Source organism: Bradyrhizobium sp. Pha-3, assembly GCF_042258325.1.
Lineage (GTDB): Bacteria > Pseudomonadota > Alphaproteobacteria > Rhizobiales > Xanthobacteraceae > Bradyrhizobium > Bradyrhizobium elkanii.
In genome coordinates this window covers 4,489,430-4,502,043 of sequence record NZ_CP170151.1, presented here as the reverse complement: position 1 = coordinate 4,502,043, position 12,614 = coordinate 4,489,430, and the positions used below count along the sequence as shown (strand labels likewise).

The window sequence follows — 12,614 nt, the reverse complement described above, 5'->3', positions numbered from 1 at the left end:
CTGTCCCGCTTTGACCATCGGACGCAAGTCTCTATCAGATGCCCATTCAGGCTGGACCACAACCAAGCATGCTCTCGACCTTCAGCTGGTTCTTTCTTTCGGTGAAAGGCCGCATCAGCCGGCAGGAATTCGGCCTGGGATTTTTCGGCCTCGTGCTGGTCGACATGCTCGTCATTCGCATCGGCGTAAGGCTCGACCCCGGTCCACGGTATTACGACAGCAGCCCGCCCGCCGACGACCTGTCCGTCCTGCGCTTGCTGCTCATGCTGTCATTGTGGCCGTTCACCGCGATCCTGGTGAAGCGGCTGCACGACCTCAACGTCTCGGGCTGGTGGGCGCTGACGATCCTCGCCATTCCTCACCTCGCCGCCGCGCTGCACGTCAAATACTGGATCCCCTATCTGGCGCTCGTCGCAACGCTGAGCGTGCTGCCGGGATCGAAGGGTGACAACCGGTTCGGCCGCAACCCACTGGCGCGCGCCGGCATCTAGCGCCTTGCGCCGCGGTTTCGATTAATCGATCTCGATCGCCGCCAACGTCTCCTTGACCCGCCTCTGAGCGTCCGCGGGGAGCGGCAATATCGGACGTGGAGGCTCGGCCGCACAGATCCCTCGGAGATTGGCAAGTGCGTAGACGACGCGCAGACTGGAATATGTCCTGAACAGATCCCAAATCGGCCGCAGACGCGCGTTGAGCTCTCGCGCCCGGGCCGCATCGCCGCTCGTCGCGGCGCGAACGATGTCCACGCAGACCTTCGGGAAGATTCCTGCGACAACGCTGTACCAGGCATCTGCGCCCGCCAGCAGCGCCTCGGTGCAATTCCAGTCGGCGCTGTAACCCAACGCAACGCCGTCCGGAACGACAGCCCGCAATTCCCTGAGATGGCCCGCCACGGTCGAAGCATCCAGCGCCGGACTTTTTACCGCGACGATTCCGTCCACACGACCCAACCGGCCGATGAGCGCCGGCGTAAATTGAAAATGAGTCGTTCCGGGATTGTCATAGATGCAGATCGGCAACCCGCTCTCGCGAGCCACGGTTTGAAAATGCTCAAAGACCTCGTCATCGGTCAGCGGCGTATAGGAAACCGCCGCCAGCAGGCCTGCCGTCGCGCCCGCATCGCGCGCATCCTGGGCCAGCCGCACCGCATCGTCGGTGCGCAATGCGCCGATGCCAACCAATATTGGTGTGTTGCCGTCTGCCAAGGCGGTGGCCGCCTGCACGGCGCGCCGCCGCTCATCGCGGCTGAAATACGGATATGAGCCGGTACTTCCGAGCAGCCCGACCGAATCTACCTTCGCCGCAACCAAGGGGTCGAGCAAGGCGCGGAGCGCACCCACATCGACTCGTCCATCCCGGTTCGAAGGCGTTATCGGGAAGGCAGAGAGGCCCTTCAGACTGATCATCGGTTCGTCCCTCGTCGGCGGCTGTCGCCGTAACCTGCCGCGCAATCAATCGACGCGCCGCGTCGCGCGCAAGGTCCAGTTTCACGCGAACTGGGCACCAAACTGGTCCAGTGCTTCCCGCCGGTCGTTATTCGAGCATCGTGGTCAGCTGCGCGCCCTCGTCAGCCACAAACACCGCGATCAGCTCCGCCGGCTCCGTGGTGCTCGCATTGGCCGAAACCATGTGGGTCGAACCCGGCGGCTCGAAGAAGGACTGGCCGACCTTGAAGGTTTCGACCGGCCCGCCGCCGAGCTGGGAGCGGATTTCTCCCTTGGTGATGTAGGCCGTCACCGAACCGGAATGGCGGTGCGGCGGCGTGAAGCCGCCGGGACCATAGAACACGCGCACCACCGTGACGCGCTTTCCCGCCACATTGGGCAGCGCATGCGAGCTGATGACCTCGACCTTGTCGAGCGGCGACGCCGCATTGGCGCTGGCGCACAGCGGCGCGATGACGGAGGAGATCGCGTCCATCGGGGTCGGCAGTGCCTTGCCGATCACGAACGCGGAGGCCAGCCCCGCGATCACGGCCAGCGCGACCGGCCGCGGCGGCCGCGCGAATGGAACAGATGGAGTCATTGCCATCGAGGTCATTGTTTTTCTCCCTGTCGGTTGCCGTTTGATCCGTCTCGACGTTACGAAGCCGCGTCCGCACGCTGCCGGCGCGGCGGCGGCGTCCAGCGATAGGCCGCGCCGAACCGGTTCCAGACGTTGATCGAAGCGATCGCCGAGGTCAGGTAAGTCAGCTCCTGCTCGGAGAATTCGGCGGTGGCCTGCGCATAGACCTCGTCGCTGACGCCGTTCGGCAAGGTGGTCAACGCTTCGGTCCAGGCCAGCGCGGCGCGCTCGCGCGGCGTGAACTGCGGCGCCTCGCGCCACACCACGACGAGGTTCAGCTTGTCGGCGGACACGCCGAGGCTCTCGCCCTGCAGGATGTGATACTGCACGCAGAAGGCGCAGCCGTTGATCTGCGAGGCGCGCAGCTTGACCAGTTCGAGCAGCTGCTTGTCGAGGCCGGCCTTCGCCGCGAACTGGCCGAGCGCGCGCACCGCGGCGAAGACGTCGGGCGCGAGCTTCTCGAAGTCGGTGTATTCCTTGCGGGCATGTGACATTGGCCTGGCCTCATGTTATCAGTGTACTGAGATATTATCAGAGCTCTGATATCATCGGCAAGATGCGGGCATCGGCGAAGGCGACAGCAGGCGACATGGCGGCAATGCAGAAACGAGGCAAATCCGGCACCGCCGAGCGGCGTCCGGTCGGAAAAGCCGCCGGCCGAAGGGCCGCAGCGAATGCGGCATCGACCGCAGGCGACGTCCTGCTCGCCCCCTCCGTTCCGGCGCCGGGCGAAGGCAAGCGCGGCGAGCAGGGCTATCTCGCCTATCTGCTGCGCCAGGCCCACGCGGCCTCGCGGCTGTCGATGGAGCGCCAACTGGGACGGCTCGGCGTCACCTCGCCGCAATTCGTCGTGCTGACGATGCTGAAAGCCTATCCGGGGCTCTCGGGCGCCGATCTGGCTCGCGTCGCGCTGCTGACGCCGCAGACCGTGAGCGTGATCATCCGCAACCTCGAGCGCGACGGCGCAATCGGCAAGACGCCGCACCCCGTCCATGGCCGCGTGCTGCAATGGACCCTGACCGGCCATGGAACCGCGCTGCTGGAGAAATGCCGGCAGATCGCCCAGGCCCAGGAACGCCGGCTCGCCGCCAGTCTCGACGCCAGGTCGGAACAGGTGGTGCGCCGGTGGCTGTCAAAAATCGCCCTAGATTTGCAGGATAGCTAGAGCATGACCCGGAAAAGTGGGAACCGGTTTTCCCTCGCGACAAACGCGGAACGCGTTTGCGCGGAGGTCATGCTCAAAACAATGGCTCCTGCGGCGGTGTGGCTTTTGGCTCACCCGATCGGCGCCGCTACACTGGCCCGATGAAACAGCCTGATTCTCCGAAATCCCCTGCCCGCCGCGCCGTCCTGAAGGCCGGGCTCGCGGCCGGCGTGGTGCTCGTCAATCCAATCGGCGCGCTGGCGGCCGCCCCTCCCGGCTTCGACCAGTGGCGCGACAATTTTCGCGCCCGCGCGCTGGCAAAAGGCATCTCGGAGGCAACGTGGAATCGCTGCATGGGGCGGGTCGAACCCGACATGAGCGTGTTCAGGCAGATGCGCAACCAGCCTGAATTCCACGAGCAGATCTGGCAGTACATCAATCGCCGTGTCTCCGACTGGCGGATCATTCACGGCCGGGAGGCACTGAAGAAGAACGAGGCGCTGTTCGGCCGGATCGAGCGCGACTTCGGTGTCGAGCGCGGCACGCTGCTCGCGCTGTGGGGCGTCGAGTCAGCCTATGGCGATCCGCTGGTGCAGCAGAACCACATGACGCCGGTGTTTCCCTCGCTGGCGGCGCTCGCCTGGAACGAGCCGCGCCGCAAGGCCTATTGGGAGACCGAACTGATCAACGCGATGAAGATCGTGCAGCGCGGCTGGAGCACGCCTCAGGAGATGAACGGCTCCTGGGCCGGCGCGATGGGGCATTCGCAGTGGATGCCGGAAGTCTGGCTCAATGTCGGCTTCGATTATGACGGCGACGGCAAGGTCTCGCCGTTCGGCCGGCCCGACGACGCGCTGGGCTCGACCGCGAAATATCTCGTCAATCGCGGCAAGTGGCACCGCGGCGAGCATTGGGGCTACGAGGTCCGCGCGCCCGGCGGCGGCGCCAGCGGCAGCCGCACCTATGCGGCCTGGGCCAGCGCCGGCGTGACGCGCGCCGACGGCCAGCCGTTTCCGCAGCCAAATGCGTCAGCGCAATTGTGGATCCCGGTCGCGGGTGGTCCGGCCTTCCTGCTCGGTCCGAACTTCAATTCGGTGAAGAGCTACAACCCGTCGATGAACTACGCGCTGGCGATCTGCCATCTCGGCGATCGCTGCCTCGGCGGGCCGCCCTTCATCCAGCCCTTCCCGGGCTCGGAGCGCGCGCTGACACTCGCCGAAGTGCAGGAGATGCAAACGCGGCTGACCAAGGCCGGCTTCGACACCGGCGGCACCGACGGCCGCGTCGGCAACGACACCATGAAGGCGATCAAGGATTTTCAGATCAGGACGGGCCTGTTGCCCGCCGACGGTTACGGCGGGCTCAAGGTGCTGGCGCGGTTACGCCAAGGCGGGTAGGCCGCCAACGTCATTGCGAGGAGCGACAGCGATCTGCGTAGCCCGGGTGAGCGCAAGCGATACCCAGGGACGCGTTCCCGCATATCGCTCCGCTCATGCGGGCTACGACAGTTCGCGGCTAGCCGCTCGGAGGCTGCCGCACGACGCCGCCGGCGTTCATGCCGCCGTCGATCACGAGCTCGCTGCCCGTGACGTAACGTGACGCGTCGGAAGCGAGATAGAGCACACCTTGCGCGATCTCGATCGCCTGGCCGGCGCGGCCGAGGGGCGTCGCGAATCTCGCGCGCTCCTCCGGATCGATCGGCGCGTTCTGGCCGGCGCCGGTCGCGCCGGTCGGGATCTTGCCCCAGATCGGCGTGTCGATGATGCCGGGGTGCACCGAGTTGACGCGGATGCCGTCGTTTACCTGCGCGCACTCCATCGCGATCGACTTGGCGAACAGCCGCACCGCGCCCTTGGTGGCGCTGTAGCCGGAGAGCGTCGCCGCGCCACGCAGGCCGGCCAGCGACGACATCACGATGATGGAGCCGCCGCCATGCTTGCGCATCAGCGGCAGGGAGTGCTTCACCGACAGGAACACGCCGTCGATATTGATCGCGGTCTGCCGCCGCCAGTCGGTGAGCGACATCTCGACGATCGAAGGCGCCCCGATGCCGATGCCGGCATTCGAGACCATGATGTCCAGGCGGCCGTAGCGCTTGCCGATGTCAGCGATGACCTCGATCCAGCGCTCCTCGCTGGTGACGTCCTGCGGCAGGAACACCACCTCGCGACCGGCCTTCTTCAGCCGCGCTGCGAGCTCGGGTCCCCTCAACTCGTCGATATCGGTCGCAACAACCGTCGCGCCTTCCTGCGCGAACAATTCGACGATGGCCTCGCCAATACCCGATGCGCCGCCGGTCACCAGTGCGACCTTGCCTTCAACCTGTCCTGACATGTCCTCTCCCAACGTTTCCTATCGGATCACCGTCGGGCCCTGATCCGGCACCGCGACGTCGAGGACACGGAATTGCACACGTTCGGTGCCTTGCCAACGGTCGACCGCAAGAGAGCCCGCCACGTGCAATTGCTGGCCGCGATTTTGCGTCAAGGCGCTGCCGAGCTTCTGTCCGACGGAACGGAACGCGATACCGTTGACGATGGAGCCGTCGCCGGACTTGAAGCGCAGCCGCAGATGCGCCTGCCCGACCTCGTCGGCATAGACCAGCTGATGCGACGGCAGCGCGATCACCGGCTCCGGATTGGCACTGCCGAACGGGCCCGCGCGATTGAGCGTCGCGGCGAATTCCGCCGTCACCGCGCGCGCGGTCACGGCGCCGTCGATGAACAGCTCGTTCTCATGACGCGAGTTGGCGACGTCGGCCGCCAGCGCGCTCTCCATGTAGGCGCGGAATTCGGCGAGCTTCTCCTTGCGCAGCGTGACGCCGGCCGCCATCGCGTGGCCGCCGCCCTTCATCAGGAGGCCGTCATGCACCGCCTGCCGCACCGCTTTGCCGAGATCGACGCCACCGATCGAGCGGCCCGATCCAGTGCCGATGCCGCCGGGCTCCAGCGCGATCGCAAACGCGGGACGCGCGAACTTCTCCTTCAGCCGCGCCGCGACCAGCCCGACCACGCCGGGATGCCAGCCTTCCGCCGCGGTGACGATGACAGCGCCCTTGTCCTCGAGCCCGAGCGAAGCCAGCGCCTCGGCTTCGGCCTGTGCCTCGGCCGCCTGCTCGATCACGCGCCGTTCGGCATTGAGGCGATCGAGTTCGGCTGCGATCCGCGCAGCTTCGGAGACGTCGCCTTCGAGCAACAACCGCACGCCGAGATCGGCGCGCCCGATACGCCCGCCGGCATTGATGCGCGGTCCCAGCATGAAGCCGAGATGCCAGGCCTCCGGCGGGCCGTTGAGGCGCGCGACATCCATCAGCGCGGTGTGGCCGACATGGTCGCGGCGGCGCATCGCGATCAGGCCCTTGGCAACGAAGGCCCGGTTGAGCCCGATCAGCGGCGCGACGTCGGCCACGGTGCCGAGCGCGACGTGATGCAGCACGCTGAGCAGGTCCGGCTCCGGCATCTCGCCGGTCCAGAAGCCGCGCTGGCGCAGCTCGCGATTTACCGCGACCAAGGTCACCAGCACGAGGCCGACGGCTGCGAGATGGCCGAGCCCCGAGAGATCGTCGGGCCGGTTCGGATTCACCAGTGCGTCGACCTCGGGCAACACATCGCCGGTCTGGTGATGATCGATCACGACGACCGACATCCCGAGCTTCCTGGCTTCCGCCAGCGGCTCGATGCTGGTGGTGCCGCAATCGACCGTGACGAGCAGCGTCGCGCCCTTCGCCGCCAGCGCACGCACAGCGTCGACGTTCGGCCCGTAGCCTTCGAAAATACGGTCGGGAATGTGGATCAGCGGGTCCAGCCCGCAATGGCGCAGATGCCAGGTCAAGAGCGCGGCCGAGGTCGCACCGTCGACGTCATAGTCGCCGAAGATCGCAACCTTCTCGCCGCGCACCGCGGCATCCGCAATGCGCTTGGCTGCGTGCTCCATCTCGGTGACCGTATGGGGATCCGGCATCAGCTTGCGGATGGTCGGATCGAGGAAGTCGGCGACCTCGTCGATCCCGACATCGCGCCCCGCCAGAACCCGCGCCAGCATTTCCGGCAGGTTGTGACGCTGCACGATCGCGAGCGCCCGCGCCGCCCCGCGCGCATCCAGCCGGTCGCGCCAGAGTTTTCCGGTCAGCGACCGCGTCACGCCGAGGAACGCCTGTGGCGCCTCAACGGGCAGTGCGGATGCGTGCAGCGTCATGATCCTTTTCCAATCAGGCAGGAATCGTAACGCTTCGATGATTTGTGGACCAGTTCTAGCAGCCCATCCGGCCGGCGATTTCCCCGAAATCCTTGGCCACGATGTCCCACTCGCCGGTGGCCTCGAAATCGACCTTTTGCAGCGGGCCGTACTCGGTCGGACGCGCCACGAAGGCGGTCTTCAGGCCGAGCTTCTGCGCGTGCTTCAGGTCGTAGTTGTGCGCGGCGACCATCATCACCTGCTCCGGCGGCAGGCAGAGCAGCTTCGCGGCGCCGAGATAAGTTTCCGGATCGGGCTTGTAGTGCTCGAACAGCTCGGCCGACATCACGAGGTCCCAGGGCAGCCCTGCGAACTTCGCCATGTTGGTGAGCAGCGCGACGTTGCCGTTGGAGAGCGGCGAGATGATGTATTTGGTCTTCAGCCGGGTCAGACCGGCGACGCTGTCGGGCCACGCGTGCAGGCGATGCCAGCCCAGCGTCAGATGTTGCAGGTCGGCCTCGGTCAGCCCCTTGATGTCGAATTGCGCGACGAGTTTTTCCAGCGAGCGGCGGTGCAATACGTCCAGGATGACGTAGCCGTTCTGCGGGTTCTTGCGCACCTCGTCCATCGAGGCCGCATAGACTGCGCGCCAGCCATCGACCAGCGCGGTCCAATCGGCCTTGATACCGCGCGTCTCGCCCCATTTGGTGAAGTCGTTGATCAGGCTGGTGCGCCAGTCGACCACGGTCCCGAACACGTCGAATACCAGCGCCTTGACTCCGGACAGATCGGACATGCGCGTCTCCCATTGTTGTTCTTGTTGGCTTGTCATTCCCGGGCGCGCGTGAGCGCGAACCCGGAATCTCGAGTTCCAGGGGCGTCCGAAGGACGCCCCTGGAACGACCGCATGTCTTAGTCGAGGTGGAATTTCTCGAGCTGCCGATGCTCGGCCTTGATGTAGCGCACGGTGCCGGTGACCGAGCGCATCACGACGGTCTCGGTCTCGATCACGTCCTTCTTGAACTTCACGCCGGTCAGCAGCGAGCCGGTGGTGACGCCGGTGGCGGCGAACAGGCAGTCGCCCTTGGCCATGTCTTCGATGCCGTAGATCATCTTCGGATCGGTGACGCCCATCTTGTGGGCGCGCTCGCGCTTTTCCTCGGTGTCGAGGATCAGGCGGCACTGCATCTGGCCGCCGATGCAGCGCAGCGCCACCGCCGCGAGCACGCCCTCGGGCGCGCCGCCGGTGCCGATATACATGTCGACGCCGGTCTCATCGGGCTTGGCACAGTGAATGACGCCGGCGACGTCGCCGTCGGTGATCAGCTGCACGGCAGCGCCGGTCGAACGCACGCTATTGATGATGTCGGCATGGCGCGGACGGTCGAGCACCAGCACGTTGATCGCGCTGGGGTCGACGCCCTTGGCCTTGGCGAGCCGGCGGACGTTGTCGGCCGGCGGCGCGTCGAGCTCGATCACATTCTTGGCGTAACCCGGACCGATCGCGATCTTCTGCATGTAGACGTCGGGCGCGTGCAGCAGCGTGCCGCCATCGGCCATCGCCATCGTGGCGATCGAGCCCGGCATGTTCTTGGCGCACAGCGTGGTGCCTTCGAGCGGGTCGACCGCGATGTCGACCTTGGGACCGGCGTTGAGGCCGACCTTCTCGCCGATGAACAGCATCGGCGCCTCGTCGCGCTCGCCCTCGCCGATCACGATGGTCCCCTCGATCGGCAGCTTGTTGAGCTCGCGCCGCATCGCGTCGACCGCGGCCTTGTCGGCGGCCTTCTCCTGGCCGTGGCCGCGCAGCCGCGCGGCCGACACCGCCGCGCGCTCCGTCACGCGCACGATTTCGAGCGTCAGGATGCGCTCGAGCAGCATCTGCGGCGGAACGGAAATATGGGTCGACATCGGCGTACTCCTTAAGCCTCGGGGACAGGCCAGCCTGCCCGCATCAATCGTCTCACGCCCGACCCGTTCAGGCCATGCGCTAGTTTTTCTCGATCCGGATCACCTGCGGCCGGCCGCTGATGACCTTATCGCGCTGCACTGCAGCCAGCGCGCGATGCACGGCATCCTCGCTGGTCGCATAGGTAATCAGAATGACCGGGACCGGTGAAGGTTTTTTGGCCGCACCGTTCACATCGACGCCATCGGGGTGCCGTTGCACGATGGATTCCAGAGATATCTTCTGTTCCGCCAGCCGGGTGGCGATTGTTGCGGCAGTGCCTGCAAGATCGCGCGCCATCAGGCGGATATAATAGCCACCCTCATGGCGTTCCATCGGCGCCTTGGTGGTGTCGCGCAACCGCTCCACCGGGCGGCCGAACGGCTTGGCACGGATGCCGCGGGCGACGTCGGCGATGTCGGCGACCACGGCCGAAGCCGTCGCGCCGCCGCCGGCGCCGGGTCCCACCAGCGTGATCGGCGGAATCCCCTCGCCGTCGATCGCGACCGCATTGGTGACGCCCATCACCTGCGCAATCGAGGATGATTTCGGCACCATGGTCGGATGCACGCGCTGCTCAATGCCCTTTGCCGTGCGGACCGCGACGCCGAGCAGCTTGACGCGGTAACCGAGTTCCGCGGCGGCCTTGAGGTCTTCCGGCGTGATCGAGGAGATGCCTTCGACATAAACCGCGCTTTCCGCGACCTTGGTTCCGAAGGCGAGGCTCGCCAGGATTGCGAGCTTCTGCGCGGTGTCGTGACCATCGACGTCGAACGACGGGTTGGCTTCGGCATAGCCGAGACGCTGGGCGTCCTTCAGACACTCCTCGAACGATAGGCCCTCCTGCTCCATCCGGGTCAGGATGTAATTGCAGGTGCCGTTGAGGATGCCGTAGACGCGGTTGACGCTGGTGCCCGCGAGGCCCTCGCGCAGCGTCTTGATGACCGGGATCGCCGCACCGACCGCCGCCTCGAAATTCAGCGCGCCGCCGTGCTTCTCGGCAGCCGCGGCGAGACGCAGTCCATGCTTGGCGATCAGCGCCTTGTTGGCGGTGACGACCGACTTGCCGGCTTTCAGCGCGGTCTCGATCGCGGACAGCGCGGGATCGCCGGCGCCGCCCATCAATTCGACGAAGCAGTCGATATTGGGATCTCCGGCGAGGGCCTCAGGGCTCTTCGCCCAAGCGATGCCGCGCAGGTCGAGGCCGCGCTTCTTGGCTTTCGAGCGCGCCGTGACCGCGACGACGCGAACGCCGCGGCCGCTGCGCTCGGCCAGCGCCCGTCCTTGCGTTTCGATGAGGCGGACGACATCGGCACCGACGGTGCCGAGCCCCGCTATGCCCACGTTCAGGGGTGCGACCATGGATTTAAGGGACCTGGAGATTAAGCAACCTGGAAGGATTAGCGTCGGTTGGCGAGAGGAACGACGTTGTGCAACGTTTCGATGCCGCTTTCAAGGAAGCGGCGCACGCCGCGCGCGGCCTGCCGGATGCGCTGCTCGTTCTCCACCATCGCGATGCGGACATAGCCCTCGCCATGCTCGCCAAACGCCACGCCGGGCGACACCACGACGCCGGATTTCTCCACCATCAGGGTCGCGAACTGCATGCTGCCGACCGCCTCGAACGCCTTGGGCAGCGGCGCCCAGGCGAACATCGAGGCCTGCGGCGGCGGAATGTCCCAGCCGGCGCGGCCAAATGACTCGACCAGCGCATCGCGGCGCTTGCGGTAGGTGTCGCGCATCTCGCGGATGCAGTCGTCGGGACCGTTCAGCGCCGCGGTCGCCGCCACCTGGACCGGCGTGAACGCGCCGTAATCGAGATAGGATTTGACCCGCGCCAGCGCCGCGATGATCCGCTCATTGCCGACCGCAAAGCCCATGCGCCAGCCGGCCATCGAGAACGTCTTCGACATCGAGGTGAACTCGACGGTGACGTCGATCGCACCGGGCACCTGCAGCACGGATGGCGGCGGATTGTTCTCGTCGAAATACACCTCGGCGTAGGCGAGATCGGACAGGATGAAGATGTCGTGCTTCTTCGCGAACGCGACGAGGTCCTTGTAGAAGTCGAGGTCCGCGACATAGGCGGTCGGGTTCGACGGATAGCAGACGATCAGCGCGATCGGCTTCGGGATCGAATGGATGATCGCCCGCTCGACCGCCTCGAAGAACTGCGGCGTCGGCTCCGAGGGCACCGAGCGGATGACGCCGCCCGCCATCAGGAAGCCGAACGCATGAATCGGGTAGCTCGGATTGGGGCACAGCACGACGTCGCCGGGCGCCGTGATCGCCTGCGCGACGTTGGCAAACCCCTCCTTCGAGCCGAGCGTCGCAACCACCTGGGTGTCGGGGTTGAGCTTGACGCCGAAGCGGCGCGCATAATAGGCCGCCTGGGCCTTGCGGAGGCCGTTGATGCCGCGCGAGGCCGAGTAGCGGTCGGTCCGCGGCTTGCCCAGCGTCTCCTTGAGCTTCTCGATCACATGCGGCGGCGTCGGCAGGTCCGGGTTCCCCATGCCCATGTCGATGATGTCGGCCCCGGCGTTGCGCGCGGCCGCCTTTGCCTGGTTGACCTTCTCAAAGACGTAAGGCGGCAGACGGCGAATGCGGTAAAAATCTTCCATGGGACCCTTGCTCCGACAACCGCGATGCCAGAATCGACCCCCTTGGTCCAGTTTGCGGAAGCCGGCTCGGCCTCTGACAGAAATCGCACTGAATCAATGACTTAGAGCGAATTCAGGCGCACGATCTGGGGGCTGCGGCCGGATCTGCGGTTGAATTGGGTTTCTTTTAGCACGGACACCGGGCGGCGCCAGCGCTGATCGGCCGTTTGTCGGGCGCTACTTGCCGCTTTGGGCGGCCGTCGAGGCCTGGCGCGCGCGCGCGGCAATCAGCTCCTGCTCGATCTTGGCCTGGTCCGCCGGCTTGATCGTCGGATCGGCGCGGTCGGGCGGAAGATCATGGACCGGCAGGTAGCCGCCGGCGTCCTTCTCCCGCGCCGGCGCATCGGCTGGCATCGTCATATCGGCGATCGTGCTCGAGCACCCGCTCAGCGCCACAAACGACGCGAGCAGCACTGCGGCCGCGAGCCCCCTGTTCATTCGATCGATCGGCATGCGCCGAATTGTCCCCAACAAGCTAGCGCGCACGTCGCACGTTGCCGACACGGGTCGCACTGGTACGAGCCTTGCAGCGTCCCCGCTGCGTTAATTTCGACTTTAGCGTTTCAAACCATTGTCGCCCGAAACGCTTAAAGCGGGAACACCAAAAGCGACCCCTGAGGCTTCA

General features: G+C 66.0%; 13 protein-coding genes. 3 read left to right on the top strand and 10 right to left on the bottom strand.

Going from position 1 to position 12,614, the window contains the following annotated elements; all coding sequences use genetic code 11:
* The first annotated feature begins 68 nt into the window (after positions 1-68).
* A complete protein-coding gene (locus ACE10X_RS20900) occupies positions 69-491 on the top strand; it encodes a DUF805 domain-containing protein (protein ID WP_038386790.1) in 423 nt (140 codons plus the stop codon).
* A 21-nt stretch (positions 492-512) separates the two neighbouring features.
* On the opposite strand, the gene ACE10X_RS20895 is transcribed toward ACE10X_RS20900, so the two are convergent.
* The 3 genes from ACE10X_RS20895 to ACE10X_RS20885 all read right to left on the bottom strand — a co-directional run bounded on the left by ACE10X_RS20895 (position 513) and on the right by ACE10X_RS20885 (position 2,558).
* Positions 513-1,406 (bottom strand): dihydrodipicolinate synthase family protein, encoded by an 894-nt coding sequence (locus ACE10X_RS20895; protein WP_038386789.1) that lies wholly within the window; start codon positions 1,404-1,406, stop codon positions 513-515.
* A gap of 127 nt (positions 1,407-1,533) precedes the next feature.
* The gene (locus ACE10X_RS20890; protein ID WP_038386788.1) at positions 1,534-2,040 is read right to left on the bottom strand and encodes a cupin domain-containing protein; all 507 of its coding nucleotides are present in this window, start codon (positions 2,038-2,040) and stop codon (positions 1,534-1,536) included.
* A gap of 41 nt (positions 2,041-2,081) precedes the next feature.
* Positions 2,082-2,558 carry a carboxymuconolactone decarboxylase family protein gene (locus ACE10X_RS20885; RefSeq protein ID WP_038386787.1) on the bottom strand — a complete coding sequence of 159 codons (477 nt, stop codon included), beginning with the start codon at positions 2,556-2,558 and terminating at the stop codon, positions 2,082-2,084.
* A gap of 95 nt (positions 2,559-2,653) precedes the next feature.
* Here ACE10X_RS20885 and ACE10X_RS20880 point away from each other — a divergent pair, with 95 nt between their 5' ends.
* Positions 2,654-3,229 carry a MarR family winged helix-turn-helix transcriptional regulator gene (locus ACE10X_RS20880; RefSeq protein WP_304555511.1) on the top strand — a complete coding sequence of 192 codons (576 nt, stop codon included), beginning with the start codon at positions 2,654-2,656 and terminating at the stop codon, positions 3,227-3,229.
* A gap of 140 nt (positions 3,230-3,369) precedes the next feature.
* Complete coding sequence (locus ACE10X_RS20875; RefSeq protein ID WP_304555512.1) at positions 3,370-4,605, top strand: lytic murein transglycosylase; 1,236 nt, start codon at positions 3,370-3,372, stop codon at positions 4,603-4,605.
* A 118-nt stretch (positions 4,606-4,723) separates the two neighbouring features.
* Here ACE10X_RS20875 and ACE10X_RS20870 read toward each other — a convergent pair whose 3' ends face one another.
* The 7 genes from ACE10X_RS20870 to ACE10X_RS20840 all read right to left on the bottom strand — a co-directional run bounded on the left by ACE10X_RS20870 (position 4,724) and on the right by ACE10X_RS20840 (position 12,442).
* Entirely contained in the window at positions 4,724-5,542 is an 819-nt protein-coding gene (locus ACE10X_RS20870; protein ID WP_304555513.1) for an SDR family NAD(P)-dependent oxidoreductase, read from the bottom strand.
* A gap of 18 nt (positions 5,543-5,560) precedes the next feature.
* Entirely contained in the window at positions 5,561-7,402 is a 1,842-nt protein-coding gene (gene recJ / locus ACE10X_RS20865) for a single-stranded-DNA-specific exonuclease RecJ (RefSeq protein WP_038386780.1), read from the bottom strand.
* A gap of 55 nt (positions 7,403-7,457) precedes the next feature.
* On the bottom strand, positions 7,458-8,177 hold the full coding sequence (locus ACE10X_RS20860) for a haloacid dehalogenase type II (protein ID WP_038386779.1): 720 nt from the start codon (positions 8,175-8,177) through the stop codon (positions 7,458-7,460).
* A gap of 116 nt (positions 8,178-8,293) precedes the next feature.
* On the bottom strand, positions 8,294-9,292 hold the full coding sequence (gene glpX, locus ACE10X_RS20855) for a class II fructose-bisphosphatase (RefSeq protein WP_028332190.1): 999 nt from the start codon (positions 9,290-9,292) through the stop codon (positions 8,294-8,296).
* Positions 9,293-9,371: 79 nt separating this feature from the next.
* Positions 9,372-10,691 carry a homoserine dehydrogenase gene (locus ACE10X_RS20850; protein WP_038386778.1) on the bottom strand — a complete coding sequence of 440 codons (1,320 nt, stop codon included), beginning with the start codon at positions 10,689-10,691 and terminating at the stop codon, positions 9,372-9,374.
* A gap of 38 nt (positions 10,692-10,729) precedes the next feature.
* Complete coding sequence (locus tag ACE10X_RS20845) at positions 10,730-11,950, bottom strand: LL-diaminopimelate aminotransferase (protein WP_016842955.1); 1,221 nt, start codon at positions 11,948-11,950, stop codon at positions 10,730-10,732.
* A 216-nt stretch (positions 11,951-12,166) separates the two neighbouring features.
* A complete protein-coding gene (locus tag ACE10X_RS20840) occupies positions 12,167-12,442 on the bottom strand; it encodes a hypothetical protein (RefSeq protein ID WP_038386777.1) in 276 nt (91 codons plus the stop codon).
* Between the last annotated feature and the right edge of the window lie 172 nt (positions 12,443-12,614).